Raw genomic sequence first — 15849 nt, 5'->3', positions numbered from 1 at the left:
ACGCATGCATGATTCATTGCGGATTTTGCAAGCAGGTGACAATGATAGCCCGAGTTTGCAAAACCGCATCTGACGCAAGGGGGTGCGGCCGACCTGCGGTACGTGATTTCACTTAAAAACTAATTGTCCGGCGCCGGGGTCTATCGCTTGCCCCCTTCGACCTTGAACCGCGCGGCAGCACACAGACGCGGAAACCGCCGCAAGCAGAGCCACGACGAGACATGAAGCGTTCATTCCAGCGCGAGAACGACCCGGACAACGCGACCCGGGCATCCCTCCTTCGTTTTCCATTCTCCTCTTTTGCCGGGAAAATCAGCCGGCCGGCGAAATGGGCAATCGTCCTGGCATTGGCGCTGACGCTGCTGCCGGTGCTGCGTTCCCTGCCCTTCTATTTCCAGGCGGCCGCCGGACATCTGAAGCTGATTGCGGCAGCAAGGCCGATCGATGCGCTGCTGCACGACCCGAACACCCCCGAAGAACTGAAACATAAACTGCTGAAAGTCACGCAGATCCGCGAATTCGCCGTGCGGGAACTCGGCCTGCCGGATAACGGCAGCTATCGGGATTATGTCGATATCGGCCGGCCCGCCGTCGCATGGAATGTGTTCGCGACGACGGAGTTTTCCCTGCAGCCGGTGGAGTGGTGCTTCCCGGTGGCGGGCTGCGTCAACTACCGCGGCTATTTCAACAAGGATGACGCCATCGCTTACGCCAAGATCCTGCAGGACGAGGGATATGACGTGCATGTATCCGAAGTGCCGGCCTATTCGACGCTGGGCTGGTTCGGCGATCCCGTGCTGTCGAGCTTCATCCATTATCCGGAAATCAACCTGGCGCGCCTGATCTTCCATGAGCTCGCGCACCAGGCGGTGTATGCAAAGGGCGATACCCAGTTCAATGAATCGTTCGCCGTCGCGGTGGAGACCGAAGGCGTGGCGCGCTGGCTGTCCCGGCACGGTAGCGAAACCATGCGCAAGACTTATTTCGCGTACCAGGCCCGAAAGAAGGATTACCTCGATCTTCTCATGCGCTACCGGAGCCGCCTCGACGCCTTGTATGCCAGCGGCGAAAGCGCGGCAAGCATGCGCAGCGGCAAGGCGAGAATCTTCAGTGAACTGAAGAATGAATTCGGCATGCTCAAGGTTGGCTGGGGCGGCTATACCGGCTATGACAACTGGTTCAATCAGCGCCTGACCAATGCGCACCTGGCGTCCATCGCCGCCTACCATAGCCTGGCGCCGGGCTTTCGCGCCCTGATGGCGCAGCAGCCGGACATGCCGGCATTCTTTGCCGCGGCGAGGGAGCTGGCGGCCTTGCCCAAGCCGCTGCGGGAGCAGAGGCTGATCGCACTGGAAGCCGGCGCGGCAACCGCGGCTCCGCTCCCAGTGCACAGGCCGCAGCCCGCACGCCCGGTGCGGCCGGCCAGGCAAACTGTCGGCTGAAGGAGGCCCGGATCCGGGCTTCAGGCTTGCCGGGCAGTATTGAGCAGCGCCGGCAACTGCCCGCTTTCGATCAGCCTCTGCAGCTCGCTTGCGCCGCCGATCAGCACGCCTTTGACGAATACCATCGGAAAGGTCGGCCAGCCGGTCCACATCTTGAGTGCGTTGCGGCGGCGCCAGCCGCTCAGGTAACTTCCATATTCCAGGTAGACATGCTGCAGGCCGGCGCTTTTCAGCAAGGCGCGCGCCTTGCGCGGAAACGGATTCTGCGCCATGCCGACCACCACGATATCGTGCAGCGCCACGGCGGATTTGACTTCACCGATGATGTCGGCATGGTTGCCGGAAATAGCGGCGCGGATGGCCGGATGGATATGCGCTTCGTCAAGGATGTTGCGAGTCATGCCGGCTCCCGTCAATGCTGAAAAACCTTAGGATAGCCTGCTTTGCCGGATATCGATTCCGCCGCATGCCGCTGTTCATGCGGCCGTGCCGGTACAGGACCGGTCCACGCAGGGTCGGCGGCGCATCAATTCAGCCGTTCACTATCAAGCCATTCTTATAACCGGTATTGGCAGTTGACTAAATCGCCATGCCGGCCGCGGGCTACCATCCTCCAAAAATCTGCAAACAATCATTTACCCCGGCCTTCAAGGCCTGTTCACACTTCGTTCGAGAGTGCGAAGCGAGAACAGGCCCTGGGGCACCGATCAACAAGCAGCAATGCCGGACCCAAGCTTATCCGCGCATTGGAGGAGACAAGCATGTCAGCACCATCCCCGACCCATCATGACCAGACCGGCCAGGCCGGCCAGTCCGACCTCGTCGAGCAGAAATTCCCCTTGTTCAAGCTGGGCACGCTCGGCTTCCAGCATGTACTGGTGATGTATGCCGGCACCGTCGCGGTGCCGCTCATCGTGGGCGGCGCGCTCGGCCTGTCGAAGGCGGATATCGCCTTCCTCATCAATGCCGACCTGCTGGCGGCAGGCATTGCCACCCTGATCCAGGCCCTGGGCAGCCGCCACTTCGGCATCCGCATGCCGGTGATGATGGGCGTGACCTTTGCCTCGGTAGGACCGATGATCGCCATCGGCACCGATCCGTCGATGGGCTTGCCGGCCATCTTCGGGGCGACCATCGCGGCCGGGCTGTTCGGCATCCTGGTGGCGCCATTGATGGGCCGGCTGCTCGGCGTGTTTCCGCCGCTGGTCACCGGCACCGTCATCCTGCTGATCGGCGTATCGCTGATGGGCGTGGCAATCAACTGGGCGGCCAACGGCCAGCCTTTCGTCAGCACGATGGTCGATGGCGTCAAGATGCAGGCGCCCAACCCTTCGTACGCCGACCCGGCCGCATTGGCGATCGCCGCGCTGGTGCTGCTGGTGGTGCTGTGCCTGAGCCGCTTCGGCAAGGGCCTGATCGCCAACATCGCCGTGCTGCTGGGCATCGTGGTCGGCGCGCTGGTGTCGCTGGCGCTCGGCAAGATGCATTTCGAGGGCCTTGAAGAAGCCAGCTGGTTCGCCGTAACCACCCCCTTCCATTTCGGCATGCCGACCTTTCACCTCGGCGCGATCGCGACCATGTGCATCGTGATGCTGATCACGCTGGTGGAATCGACCGGCATGTTCCTCGCGCTGGCCAACATCACCGGCAAGAAGATCACGCCGCAAAGCCTGACCGCCGGCTTGCGCGCCGACGGCCTGGGCACGGTGATCGGCGGCGTGTTCAATGTCTTTCCCTATACCTCGTTCTCGCAGAACGTCGGCCTGGTCAACATTACCGGCGTGCGCTCGCGCTATGTCGCTGTCGCCGGCGGCGTGATCCTGATCGCGCTTGCGCTGTTTCCGAAAATCGCGCATGTGGTGGCCTCGGTGCCGCAGTTCGTGCTCGGCGGCGCGGGCATCGTCATGTTCGGCATGGTAGCCGCCGCCGGCATCCGCATTCTCGGCACGATCGACTTCGAGAAGAACCGGCATGCCTTGTTCGTGATCGCGGTATCGGTCGGCATGGGACTGATTCCCACTCTGTCGCCGTCCTTCTTCCAGCACCTCCCGGCGTGGGCGCATGCCGTCACCGACAGCGGCATCGTGCTTGGCACGCTGACGGCGGTCATACTGAACCTGTTCTATCACGGCGTGGTATCGGCCGACCGGGCCTTCGAAATGGCAGCCGCGACGACGCATGGAACAGAATGACTTTATCGACTACTTGATGGAGATGTAGAAATTCTCAAAAATGTTGACGTACGTCATCTAACGGTCATCAGGCACCGGTATGATGCCGTCATCTGCTGCACATGCAACCGATATGCATGGCGGCAGGCGCAACGCCCTATCGAGCGGATCAGGTCGACAGCCGGCAGGCACATGCCTCCGGCGGACCGGGATCACGGATGGGGCGTTACTTTTTCTGCGCTGATTTTTGGCGTGCCGCCGCCGTAGTGCTTCATCGTTGTTGCGTTCCGGGATCGTCGCGCGGCGCGAGAGCTATCTGTAAGGTACCCGCGCACGTGCCGGAGTTCTTTTGCCGGGACCATCTTTTATCAGGAAATGGTCCGCCCGCCATGCGAGGGCTTTAGTCGACAAATCCACCAGCACTTCGCGTAATTCGCTCGGCATGTTCTGGCCGTCATGCATAAAGTAGTGATGTGCCAGCAAGACGCGTCCGGTTTCATTCGATACCGTGAAAGCCGGACCGATACCCGTGTATAGATAGAGATTCGCTTCCAGCAGCGCTCGGTATGCCTCTGCCTCCCGCCCGATGGGAACATCGCCGAAATCACAATAGATGAACACCATGTCCGGATGAATCGCGTCGTTATGAATCAATGAAAATACGACGTCATTGACAACAACGGCGCCGCCTTCCATGACGCGGCTTGCGTCGGGAAGGCCGCAAAGTGCGCAAAAGCCCTCGATCAGCAGTCTGAATCGATCATTCACTGAAGTTCTGCCTTCCAATGCAAGCCGTATGTTCCGGTCCGGGATAAAGGTGAGTGATAGGGGGCGCGAAACGGTTCCGCAAAATTCTCAGAATCGACGGTGACAGTTCCCGTCATGGCAAGGAACGGCAAGTCGTAGCGAACTATTCCCGGTCTCATGACACTCACGTGATGGGCATAAAGGTACGGCTTCCTGGCATGGGTATTCAGTAAATGATGCCGAGCGATGAAATGGAATGAGCCGATTGGCAGATAAGCGTGTGCGGAGCATGGGATGGTAAATTTACGAACGCAGCAATGGTCAGGCATCGCGGATATTCATCCGATGCTTCGGACTGGTGTATCCCTTCTCCAAACAGCACAGCGAATTTCGCAGCTGCCACTGCCTGGCCCATGGAGAGGCCACCATCCAGCTCTGTCGATGCCGGCACCCATGCATTTCATGGCAATGCGACCTGGCGGACCGATTGCTGGTCCGAACGGGGCACCGGCTGCAGTCCGTTTTGCGCATGCCAATTCTCTTCCTCCGATGCCGCATAACCCGCTTCAATGGATGCTGAATGCGCGGTCCCAATCCGGGCTCGCCGCAACGGCGCGCGCTGCGGTGCAGGACTGGCTGACCTCGGCGACTCAGCAGCATGTCGCGCATCCCGGCCAGCCTTGGCGGCAGAATGGGCCGGCAGGACTGCCGACGCTGCGCCAACTCGGGATTGCCGCATTGGAGCATGCCGTGACGTGGTCGCAGCCGTTCCTGGCGAGCCAGCAGATTTCCGCACGCCCCGCGAGCTACTGGCGGCCAGCCTCGTCGGTGTCAAGCCCTGCTACCTTGCCTCACCTTCTCCGGCAGGGGAGGCGCCTTCAAAGGACTTTGCAGGATTGGCCGACAGGCACGTTCCCGATGACTAATACAAATCGTCCATCACCGCAATCTTTGCACATGCCAGCAACACCCCGATGGCAGACGGCAGCGGTGCGGCCTGCGGCGCAGCGCAATCAATGGGTAGGCGGACAGCCGGTCCTGACGCAAAAGGTAAACGAAAAGACCACCATTCTGGACATGGTCAGGTGGAACACGAAATCCAATATTGATCAGGCGGGAGATGCCATTGTCCTGGGAGCCGCCGCCGGCAATTCCTACTCCGGATTAAAAAATATCAACATAGTTAACAACAAGACGGAAATCAATTTGGGGCTCGACCTGGGCCAGCAGATGTCGCCTGGTCAAAGAATGCAGGCAGAAAAGCAGGGAAAACAGGCCGTGGCGCGCATGCTGAACAATACGATAAGCGAGTATCGGCTGCAGGGTACGCCGGCAGAGGCGCATATTCGACAGGCGATCGCACGGCTGGAGCGCCCGTTTTTCAGAATGACCGTGAAAGCACTGGCCGACATGACGAAGGAAGTGAGCGAAGCCGTGCATGCCGAAGCCAGCAAAAAGCTGGGCGCTTCCGCGGCCGCCCGTGAAGCGGGACGGATGCCGATGGAATGCATGACGCACCTCGCCTCCGAGATACGGCAGGCGCGATCGACAGCGACGCCGGAGCAGAGAGAGCGTTTGAACATGGTCGCGGAGTCGATAAAGGACCGTGTCCTGCGGCATAGGCTGACCTTTCAGGAAACCAGGGATTTCCTCGCTCATGCGGAGAAGGATTTCCAGAAATCCGGGCTGCGCGATCTGAGTGCGCTGGCAAGAAACCTGCGAGCCGACATTCCCGATCCGACCAGGGCCGGGGCATACCAGACCCGGCTTCACGACAATATATATGGACGCGCGATGGAATCGGTATTGATGGCCGAACTGGTCCATAATCCGCCGGCAAACGTCAAGACCTGCATGGGCAAGATGGGTACGACACTGGCGAGCGTTCTGAATACTCAGCCGCTGGCATCGCAGGAAGCAACGGCGCTGGACATGCAGAATATGCTGAGGCAGGAACGACGGGCCTGGCAGGCGCAGTCGCCTGCGCTGGAACGTTTCATTAACGCGCCGACGCCCAGGGAAGCCCTCATCGCCCTGAAAGCATTCCTGCAGGCGCCGATGCACACCGGGATCGACTGCATCGCCATTCCCTACGCGGCAATCAAGCTTTCCGTCTGCATGCAAAATCGCAATGGCTACGCGGTTGAATGGATGAGCGGCGCAAACCGCATGTACGGGGGCGTGGTGAACAGGGCGGCCGCCCGTATTACCGAAACCGCCGCCAATCCCAACCGCATGATCCGAAAGGCGGACATCACCATGCACCATCAACCCGCCATCGTCAAGGGAAGATGGATGGAAGCCGTCATGCATCCCGCAGACCGGAACAGGCCCGACCTAAGCAATGCGACTCCGGAAGTGAAGCAGGCGCTCCAGCATGGCATCGCATATGCGAGCGGCATCTCCGGCACCACCAACATCATCATGCACATGGTGGATGCGTTCAAAAAACGCGGTATCGATATCGATGCCAAGGATGCCATGCTGGGAACCATGATGTTCATCAACTATGACGGCGGCCATTCCATGCACGAGGCGCTCTGGGTCGGTAATCAGCTTGACCGGAAGCTCGGGCTCGGCCTGGGAATGCCCGGCGCAGACCCGAAGACATTCGTCTCCGATTACAAGCAATTCATCGACTCTTTTCCGACCGGGAAAGGCGGCGAGCAATTGAAAACCGCTGCCGACAAGGCATGGAACAGCACGCTCGACTATTTCCGCCAGCACAGCCATTATGCGCAACGGCGCACTTGAATCCGCTGCCCGATTCCTGAAGCCTGCGCACGGCAGCGCATCGGACGGGAGAAAACCAGCGCCGGCATGCGATAACCTGAGGGCCTGAGGGCACATGCAATAGGCGCCGCTCCCCGGCGCTACAGCAAGCTGTCGGCCCAGATGTTGCGTGCCCAGACGGCGGCATAGGCGCCTTCCAGTTCGCTCGCCGCCGACGACACGCCGCCCGCGCCCGGCACCGCAACCAGCGTCTTCCTGCCGGCATCGTAGGCATGCACGGAAGTCACGTGAATGACATCCTTGTCGGAGACATAGCTGTAGCAGGTGTTGGTGAGCATCGGGCTTGCATCCGGCGCGCGCCCGGCGAACATGTCGATGATCGCCGCGGCGCAAATCTTTGCATGCTGGTTCGCCATGTGCGCCGACTTCGGCATCAGCGGCGCGACCTGGATGGCATCGCCGAGCACATGGATGTTCTTCTCCTGCGTCGACTCGAAGCTCAGGAAATCGACCGCGCACCAGCGCTTGTTGGAATTGGCCAGTCCGGCCTGCACCGCAATGGCGGCCGCCGACTGCGGCGGAATCACGTTCAGCACCGCGCCCCGCACTTCGTCGCCGAGTTCCGAGACGACGGTACGGGTCTTCGCATCGACGTCCGCGGCGCGGAAACTGGGCCGGTAATCGATCATGTCCTGGTAGCGTTCCGCCCAGATGCGCTTGAACAGCGCGCCCTTGGACACCACATCCTCGTTGCCGTCGAGAACAATGATCTTCGACTTCGGCTTGGTCCGGCTGAAATAATGGGCAACCTGGCAGGCGCGCTCATACGGCCCCGGCGGACAGCGGTAAGGCGCCGGCGGGATCGACATCACGAAGCTGCCACCGTCTTCCATCGCTTCGAGCTGGCGGCGCAGCGCCGCCGTCTGCTCCCCCGCCTTCCATGCATGCAGCACCGACTCCCGGGCGCCGGCTTGCTGCAGGCCTGGCAGGCTGTCGTACAGGAAATCCACGCCGGGCGACAGCACCAGCCGGTCATAGGCGAGCTCCCTGCCGCCTGCCAGCCTGACGATGCGCTTGCCCGGATCGATGGCCTGCGCGCAGTCGCGCACCAGCCGTATGCCGTGGCGCCGCGTCAGGGCGTCATAGCCGATCGTGAGATCGCTCAGCTGCTTCGAGCCGCCCAGCACGAGATTGGACAACGGGCAGGAAATGAACGAGGGGTTCGGCTCGACCAGGCTGACGTCGATGCCGCCGTTGCTCCACAGCCGCAGGTAGCGGGCCGCCGTCGCGCCGCCATAGCCGGCGCCGATGACGACCACCCTGGGCCGGGCCGCTGCGGCAGCGAACACGGCGGCGGGAACAAGCGCGGTTCCCGCGCCCAGCGTGCCGGCCGTCTTGATGAACTGCCTCCTTTTCATCGGGCCTCCGGTGTCGTCTTTGCCTTCCGGGTTGCCTGGGACGTTTGCGTCTTCTGCATCTTCTGCGACTCAAGGAAGCCGGCGATGAGCGCGATCTGTTCGTCGCTGTAGGCCCTGGCGATCTGGTGCATGATCGTGGGCGATCGTTCGCCGGCCTTGAATGCCTGCATGCTGGCGATCAGCCGCTGCTTCGGCTGACCCGCCAGCGGCGGCAGAGCGCCATTGCCGGCGGGCCTGCCGTCGGTGCCGTGACAGGCGGCGCAGTTTGCATACAGGCGGCGCCCGGCCATGTCCTGGTCTGCCGCCATGGCGGGAAGTGCCATGGCACTGGCAGCCACGCAGCCTGATGCAACAAGCAATCGCAACATTCTCGACAAGGGCATGATCCGCCTCTCCTTTTTCAAGGGCCTGCTCATGGACGCACGCCCGGCGCTTCCATCGGCATGCCCCTGGCCCGCTCGGCGAGATACAGTTCCAGTTCCACCAGTTCCCGCGAACCGAAGGCATGGGGCTGCGCCCTGACGCCGTTCATGCAATTGCGCAGCCGCCGCTGCAGCGATCCCATGGCCTGCCACTCCAGCCGGTAGATCGGATAGCCGCCGGGATGCGCCTGCGGTATCGGGCTGCTGCCCAGGCGCTTGCCCCAGTTGTCGTCATGGCACTGGGCGCACGACAGATTGAGCTGGCCGATGCGCTGCCGCCAGCGCTGCGCGCCGTGCTCGACATGCGGCCGCAATGCGGCATCCTGCGGCGGCGCAATCGGCATGCCGCGCGACTGCAGCGCCACATACGCTTCCAGACTCAGCAAGGACTCGCTCTCGGCGGCGAAGGGTTCGGCCTGCTGCCGCTGCTGGCGGCACTGGTTGATGCGCTGGCCGAGATTGAGCGGCAGCCGGGTCTGCTTATCGAGCGCCGGATAGCGCGCCGCCGCGCCGCGCATGCCTGTCTTCGCCTCGCCGTGGCAGCTTGCGCAGGAACGCTCGCTGCGGCCGGCATTGCGATTCCACAGCGCCTCGCCTTCCTGCACCCACAGCATGGCGGGATTCTGGCTGTCGTCGCTTTGCATCTCCTGCGTGGACCGGCTCATGAAGGCCGAGCCGGGCAGGCGCGCATCGGCGGCCTGCTGTGCATTCGCCGCGGCAAGCCAGGCGAATCCGATCAGCATCAGCGCAGCGCTCCGCATATTAGCCGGTGACCGTAATGGCGACCGATTCGGTCTGGCTGAACCCCTGATCGCCTTCCCAGGTGAAGCTGAGCGTGCCGCTTTCGGTGGCGACGGTATGGAACACGATGTTGGGATTGGCGGCAATCGCGGGATGCAGTTCGGCGCTGAACACGACTTCGCCGTTGTAGCGGCAGGAAAACCGCCGGATGATGTTGCGCGGCAGCACCTGGCCGTCGGCGCCGGGACGATATCCGGTTTCCATCGGATGGCTGATCAGCGTGCGTATCTCGATGACTTCGCCGCGCCTGGCGTTGGGCGGAACCTTGATCAGTGCGCGCGCCATCTCAGCTGTCTCCTTCGATGCAGGCGGCCAGCGTGACCACCACGTCGACCGTATGCGACCAGTAGCTGCCGTCGCTGAGCCTGGCCACCGCCATCAGCTTCTGCGATGTCGCCAGGCGCATCCGGGTCGACACGGCGGCCCTGCCGGCGCGCGGTCCGAGGGTGAAGCGCGCCACGTCCGGCAGCGGATTGCGCTCGTTGAAGATGGCGATGGCCGCCACATGCTCCGCGGCCGTCATCGGACTATCGACGCTGACGGCGACCGGCACGGCATTGCCGTTGTCGACCAGCGTCGCCACATCGAGCCTGACCTTGCCTGGCTGGATTTTCGCGCCGCCGGTAAAGGAACGGATCGCGGCTTCCATCTCGGCCGGTGCCGCAGCTGCCGGTTTCAGCGTCAGCCACAGCATCATGCCGGCGCCCGCGGCCAGCACGCGGCGGCGCGACGCATCATGCCGGCAGGCGGCATCCTCGGATTCAGCCATCACTTCGCCTTTTTATCATTGACATGCGGTCCATCGGCGTCTTTCGTTTCATTGCGCAGGGTGCGCAGGGTGCTCAGGTAAGCCACCACATCCTCGATCTGCTGCGCATCCAGTATCGGCTTGCCCTGCAGGGCGGGACTGACGCGCACCAGTCCTTCCGTACGATAGTAGGAGGGCATGATGGTCGCCGGGTTCAACCGGCCGGCATCGGCAATGCGCAGGCGCAACTGCCCTTCGCTCCAGCGCGAACCGGCCCCCGACAAGTCCGGCGCCAGGTTGCCCTGGAACCACTCCTCCGGAATCGGCCCGGCATGGCACAGCAGGCACAGGCCGACCTGCCGGTTGGCGACGATGGCGCGCCCGCGTGCCGCGTCGCCGCGCCTGCCTTCCAGCGGCTCGCGGATTTCATCGCCGTCGACGCGGACCGCCGGCGAGGCAGCGGCAGCCTGCGCCGACATCATTGCCAACGCTGTCACCGCTGCCACCGCTGCCATCGTTGCTAACGATGCCGCCGATACCATGAAGCCCGGCCGCATCTGAATGCTCAGCCGCATGCTGCCAGCCCGGCCCGTCACGGACTCACGTCCGCTTCAGGCTGTGGTTCTTCAGCGGCAGGTCGCGGATACGCTTGCCGGTGGCCGCGAACACCGCATTGAGCACCGCCGGCGCCGCCACCGCGATGGTGGGCTCGCCCACCCCGCCCCAGAAACCGCCCGAGGGCACAATCACCGTTTCCACCGCAGGCATTTCATCCATCTTCATCACCTGGTAGGTGTTGAAGTTCTCCTGCTCGATGCGGCCGTCCTTGAGCGTGCATTCGCCGTACAGCGCCGCCGACAAGCCGTACACGAACGAGCCTTCCACCTGCGCTTCGATCTGCTGCGGGTTCAAGGCATGGCCGGGATCGGTGGCGGCGACGATGCGATGGATCTTGAGCACGCCATCGTCGCTGACCGACACTTCCGCCACGGCCGCCACATAGCTGCCGAAGCCCATGGTCTGCGCAATGCCGCGATAGACGCCCTTCTTCAGGGGCTTGTCCCAGCCGGCGCGCTCTGCCGCCGCGTTCAGCACCGCCAGGTGCTTCGGATGATTGGCCATCAGCTTGCGGCGCAGTGCCAGCGGGTCCTGTCTGGTCTCATGCGCGATCTCGTCGAGGAAGCACTCCAGGTAGATCGCGTTCTGGTTCAGGTTGACGCCGCGCCAGAAGCCCGGCGGCACCGGCGGATTGCGCATCGCATGATCGACCAGCAGGTTGGGGAAGCTGTAGCCGATGGAGGCTTCCGGCCCCGGCGGATTGAGTCCCTGGAACACGACCGGGTCCTTGCCGTCCTTGATGTTTTGCGGGAACACGCCGGCAAGAATCGACTGCCCGGAAAGACGCATGTGCAGCGCGGTGACATTGCCATCCTTGTCGAGACCGGCGCTCAGCTTGCACTGGGTGATCGGATGATAGCGGCCATGGGTCATGTCTTCTTCGCGCGACCAGATCAGCTTGACGGGCGTGCCCGGCATTTCCCTGGCAATCGCCACCGCCTGCCGCACCCAGTCATGCACCGCGCCGCGCCGGCCGAAACCGCCGCCGAGGTGCAGCTTGTAGACCTCGCACTTGGAGGCCGGCAGTTCGGCGGCCTCCGAGGCTGCCGCGAGCGCGGCTTCGCCGTTCTGGGTGGGCGTCCAGACTTCGCAACGCTCCGGCGTCCATTTCGCCGTGGCGTTCATCGTCTCCATGGTGGCGTGGTTCTGGTGCGGATAGGAGTAGACGGCTTCCATCCGGCGCGCGGCGGAAGCCAGCGCGGTGCGCACATCGCCGTTCTGGTTGCCGACCACCGCGTCATTGGCGGTGAGGCCGGCCTTCAGCATCTCCGCCACGCCGGCGCTGGAAGCCTTCGCATTCGGGCCTTCATCCCATTCGATGGTCAGCGCATCGAGCGCGGTCTTGGCATGCCACCAGGTGTCGGCCACCACGGCGACCGCGCTGTCGCCGACCTGCACCACCTTCTTCACGCCCGGCTTGCCCTGGATCTGGGCGGCATCGAAGCGCTTGACCTTGCCGCCGAATACCGGGCAATCCTTGATCGCCGCGTTCAGCATGCCGGGCAGTTTCAGGTCCATTCCATAGATCTGCGCGCCGGTGGTCTTGTCGACCGTGTCGAGGCGCGCCAGCCGCTTGCCGGCGATCTTCCAGTCCTTCGGATCCTTGAGCACGACGTCGGCGGGCGGCGTCAGCTTCGCCGCCGCTTCCGCCACCTTGCCATAGGTGGTGGTGCGGTTCGACGGGCCGTGCGTGATGACGCTGTTGGCAGCGCGGCATTCGGACGCCGGCACCTGCCACTGGTTGGCCGCCGCCTGCACCAGCATCATGCGCGCCGCCGCGCCGCCCTTGCGGACGTAGTCATGGGACTCGCGGATGCCGCGGCTGCCGCCTGTCGAGAAATTGCCCCAGGCGCGGTTGCGGGCCAGGTTTTGTCCGGGCGTCGGATATTCGGTCGTGACCTTGGCCCAGTTGCAGTCCAGTTCCTCCGCCACCAGCTGCGCCAGCCCGGTCAGCGATCCCTGCCCCATTTCGGATCGGGCGATACGTACCACCACGGTGTCGTCCGGCTTGACCACCACCCAGGCATTGATTTCCGGCGGCACGCCGCCCTGCGCGGCGGCCGTGCCGGCAAAGGGAATATGGAAGCCCACCATCAGCCCGCCGAAGGCGGCGGCCGAAGTGCCGAGAAAGCGGCGGCGGGACGGACTGGCGATATCGCCGGTTTCGGGAGCGGCGCGATTCATGTCGTGCTCCCGTCTGCGTGCTGGATGGCGAGGCCGGCGCTGCGGGTGTTGCCGCCCTGCGCGACGACCTTGATTGCCGCGCGCACCCGGTTATAGGTGCCGCAGCGGCAGATGTTGGTGATCGACTGGTTGATGTCGGCATCGGTGGGATTGGGCTTTTCCTTGAGCAGCGCGGCGACCGCCATGATCATGCCGCTCTGGCAGAAGCCGCATTGCGGCACGTCGAGCGCCGCCCAGGCCTTCTGCACCGGATGCGAGCCGTCTTTCGACAGCCCTTCTATGGTGACGATCTTTTGTTCGGCGGCGACGGTGGAGACCGGACGCACGCAGCTGCGCGTCGGTTCGCCATCGATATGCACGGTGCAGGCGCCGCACTGGGCGACGCCGCAACCGTACTTGGTGCCGGTCAATCCCAGTTGTTCCCGCAGCACCCAGAGCAGCGGCGTATCCTCCTCCGCCTCGAACTCTCTTAACGTACCGTTGACGTTCAGTTTTGCCATGTCTCAACTCCTTGTTGTTGTCGGGCGAATCCGGAGGGGCGCGGAGCAGCATGTCCGGCCTGCGCGGCCTGCGCAGCCGTCATCGATGCTGCCAATGCGGCCTGGATATATTACGACTGTTTTTTCCACCCTGCTCGGCCGGGTCGAAATCGGGGCGATGACGAAGGTTAAGTGATCGGCGAGCCGTGTTGACCGGCATAAAGAACGCGATCCATTCACGATATCAATTGAATCTTCATGCTCCGAGATGGTCTGGATTGACGAACACCCATATCCAACACCACTCTTTTCACCAGCCGCGACCATGGACGCTACTCCCGAATTCGATTTTTTTCCTCCCCTCGAACCGCGCCGCAGCGGCCTGCTGCGGCTGGACGACCTGCATGAAATCTACTGGGAAGAGTGCGGCAATCCCGACGGCATCCCGGTCGTGTACGTGCACGGCGGCCCCGGCGGCGGCTCTTCGCCGGACAAGCGCCGCTGGTACGATCCGGATGCCTACCGCATCATCCTCTTCGATCAGCGCGGCGCCTTCCGCGCCAAGCCACTTGGCGAAGTCGAGCGCAATACCACGCAGCTGCTGGTCGAGGACATGGAGGCGCTGCGCAAGATGCTCGACGTCGACAAGTGGCTGGTGACCGGCGGCTCCTGGGGCACCACGCTGTCGCTGGCCTATGGCCAGACCTATCCCGATGCCTGTCTCGGCTTTGTCCTGCGCGGCATTTTTCTCGGCAGCCCGGACGAGATCGACTGGTTCATGCGCGGCATGCGGCGCTTCTTCCCGAAGGCGCATGACGACTTCATCGGCTGGATTCCCCAGGCGGAAAAGCATGACATCCTGACTGCCTACGAGAAACGCCTGTTCGGCAAGGATGCCGATGCCCGCATGGACGCGGCCCGCCGCTGGTTCAAGTACACCGAATCCTGCTCGCTGCTGCGCCATGATCCGGACCTGGTGGAGGAAGCGGTGAAGAACGATCCGGTGGTCTACGGCACCGGCAGGCTCGACGCCTTCTACTTCAGGAACAGCATGTTTCTCGAACCGGGGAAACTGATCAGGGACATCGGCCGCATTTCCCATCTGCCGGTCATGATCATCCAGGGCGGACATGACGTGATCGCGCCGCCGGCTGCCGCCTATGCCATTCATCGCGCCTGGCCGGGATCGGTCCTGCATGTCGTTGCGGACGCGGGTCATTCGCCGTCGGAACCCGGCATACGCAGCAAGGTCATTCAGACGATTGAATACTACAAGCGCAACAAGCGCTTCGACGCGGCCGCGCTGCAGGCATCGGGGCCGGTCTGATGCATTTCTTACTTCACCTTGCGATTTTTTTTAATTTTTGAAAGAGAGGTTTTCATGGCAACTGTTCGCCTCAGCACCAAGGAAGTTCAGGTCGACGACACGGTTTATGTATTCGATGTGGTGCAGATTGCCGATGCATTCGAAGCCTGCGTGGCCGCCGCCGACGCCGGCCATTGCGAAGTCGATCATCCGCCCGTGTCAAAACGGCCGGCTTCCGCGGAAGGTTCCGTACAGAATGAATGATCAGTTCCATCATTGGAAGGGAAACTGTTTGCAAGACTGGTAAAAGATGTCTGTCTGCAAGCTGACATAAAGCAGCGAAAAGTCCATGTTTTTACGGGTTGTTCCATCTTCATCAAGGCTAGGCCTTCAAAATGGAACGAAGTAGCAACACTCGCCTCGAAAAGTGATTAGCTTCTTACTAACGTTATTTCGTCGAGGTTACATGGATTCGATCATCGTCTTTTGCCATCTGCGCTGGAACTTCGTCTACCAGCGCCCACAGCACCTGCTCTCCCGGCTCTCGCGCCATTACCGCATCATCCTCGTCGAAGAACCCGAATACCGCGACGGCGAGCCGGAACTCCAGGTTTCCCACCCGCTTCCCAACCTCACCGTCTGCAAGCCGTTCACCCCGGTGCGCGAATTCGGCTTCCACGACAAGCAGCTGCCCTACCTGCGCAAGATGGTGCGCGCCCTCGGCAAGCAGCATCCCGATCCCATCGTCTGGTTCTATACCCCCATGGCCCTGCCCCTGCT

The 15849-nt window shown here is 62.7% G+C and carries 15 protein-coding genes and 1 pseudogene; 6 read left to right on the top strand and 10 right to left on the bottom strand.

All coding sequences use genetic code 11. The features are described from left to right. Positions 1-221 precede the first annotated feature (221 nt). Positions 222-1442: an aminopeptidase gene (locus tag FH061_RS26885; protein ID WP_151638914.1), complete on the top strand. Its 1221-nt coding sequence runs from the start codon at positions 222-224 to the stop codon at positions 1440-1442. Positions 1443-1462: 20 nt separating this feature from the next. Here the strand turns inward: FH061_RS26885 and FH061_RS26880 are convergent, their stop codons facing one another. Further along, positions 1463-1843, bottom strand: a complete 381-nt coding sequence (locus FH061_RS26880; protein WP_151638913.1) for a glutaredoxin domain-containing protein — start codon at positions 1841-1843, stop codon at positions 1463-1465. 360 nt (positions 1844-2203) lie between these two features. On the opposite strand from FH061_RS26880, the gene FH061_RS26875 reads away from it, so the two are divergent. Beyond that, on the top strand, positions 2204-3634 hold the full coding sequence (locus FH061_RS26875; protein ID WP_151638912.1) for a nucleobase:cation symporter-2 family protein: 1431 nt from the start codon (positions 2204-2206) through the stop codon (positions 3632-3634). 291 nt (positions 3635-3925) lie between these two features. Here the strand turns inward: FH061_RS26875 and FH061_RS26870 are convergent, their stop codons facing one another. After that, entirely contained in the window at positions 3926-4381 is a 456-nt protein-coding gene (locus tag FH061_RS26870; RefSeq protein ID WP_192805272.1) for a CesT family type III secretion system chaperone, read from the bottom strand. A 936-nt stretch (positions 4382-5317) separates the two neighbouring features. Here FH061_RS26870 and FH061_RS26865 point away from each other — a divergent pair. Next, positions 5318-7114, top strand: coding sequence for a hypothetical protein (locus FH061_RS26865; RefSeq protein ID WP_151638910.1), 1797 nt, complete (start codon positions 5318-5320; stop codon positions 7112-7114). A 119-nt stretch (positions 7115-7233) separates the two neighbouring features. Here FH061_RS26865 and FH061_RS26860 read toward each other — a convergent pair whose 3' ends face one another. From FH061_RS26860 to FH061_RS26825, 8 genes are all read right to left on the bottom strand, one after another. After that, entirely contained in the window at positions 7234-8511 is a 1278-nt protein-coding gene (locus tag FH061_RS26860; protein ID WP_151638909.1) for an NAD(P)/FAD-dependent oxidoreductase, read from the bottom strand. Continuing rightward, entirely contained in the window at positions 8508-8834 is a 327-nt protein-coding gene (locus FH061_RS26855) for a c-type cytochrome (protein WP_225984911.1), read from the bottom strand. The genes FH061_RS26860 and FH061_RS26855 overlap by 4 nt, the downstream gene beginning before the upstream one ends. Positions 8835-8923: 89 nt before the next feature. Further along, positions 8924-9676, bottom strand: a complete 753-nt coding sequence (soxA, locus tag FH061_RS26850) for a sulfur oxidation c-type cytochrome SoxA (protein ID WP_225984910.1) — start codon at positions 9674-9676, stop codon at positions 8924-8926. A gap of 19 nt (positions 9677-9695) precedes the next feature. After that, a complete protein-coding gene (soxZ, locus tag FH061_RS26845; RefSeq protein WP_151638907.1) occupies positions 9696-10019 on the bottom strand; it encodes a thiosulfate oxidation carrier complex protein SoxZ in 324 nt (107 codons plus the stop codon). Position 10020: 1 nt separating this feature from the next. Beyond that, complete coding sequence (locus FH061_RS26840; RefSeq protein ID WP_151638906.1) at positions 10021-10503, bottom strand: SoxY-related AACIE arm protein; 483 nt, start codon at positions 10501-10503, stop codon at positions 10021-10023. Further along, positions 10503-11057, bottom strand: a complete 555-nt coding sequence (gene soxX / locus FH061_RS26835; RefSeq protein WP_225984909.1) for a sulfur oxidation c-type cytochrome SoxX — start codon at positions 11055-11057, stop codon at positions 10503-10505. The genes FH061_RS26840 and soxX overlap by 1 nt, the downstream gene beginning before the upstream one ends. A gap of 25 nt (positions 11058-11082) precedes the next feature. Beyond that, positions 11083-13284, bottom strand: a complete 2202-nt coding sequence (locus FH061_RS26830) for a xanthine dehydrogenase family protein molybdopterin-binding subunit (RefSeq protein WP_151638905.1) — start codon at positions 13282-13284, stop codon at positions 11083-11085. Beyond that, positions 13281-13784, bottom strand: coding sequence for a (2Fe-2S)-binding protein (locus tag FH061_RS26825; RefSeq protein ID WP_151638904.1), 504 nt, complete (start codon positions 13782-13784; stop codon positions 13281-13283). The genes FH061_RS26830 and FH061_RS26825 overlap by 4 nt, the downstream gene beginning before the upstream one ends. Positions 13785-14088: 304 nt before the next feature. Here FH061_RS26825 and pip point away from each other — a divergent pair, with 304 nt between their 5' ends. The 3 genes and pseudogenes from pip to FH061_RS26810 form a co-directional block, all read left to right on the top strand. Then, positions 14089-15090, top strand: coding sequence for a prolyl aminopeptidase (gene pip, locus FH061_RS26820; RefSeq protein ID WP_151638903.1), 1002 nt, complete (start codon positions 14089-14091; stop codon positions 15088-15090). A 54-nt stretch (positions 15091-15144) separates the two neighbouring features. Continuing rightward, positions 15145-15333 carry a hypothetical protein gene (locus FH061_RS26815; RefSeq protein ID WP_151638902.1) on the top strand — a complete coding sequence of 63 codons (189 nt, stop codon included), beginning with the start codon at positions 15145-15147 and terminating at the stop codon, positions 15331-15333. Between the two features lie 202 nt (positions 15334-15535). Continuing rightward, positions 15536-15849, top strand: a pseudogene (locus tag FH061_RS26810) (hypothetical protein); the annotation flags it as partial.

The sequence above is a fragment of the Noviherbaspirillum aerium genome (assembly GCF_008929045.1).
Taxonomy (GTDB): Bacteria; Pseudomonadota; Gammaproteobacteria; order Burkholderiales; family Burkholderiaceae_D; genus Noviherbaspirillum; species Noviherbaspirillum aerium.
The sequence above is the reverse complement of the archived record's forward strand: the minus strand, read 5'-3'. Positions and strand labels throughout refer to the sequence as shown.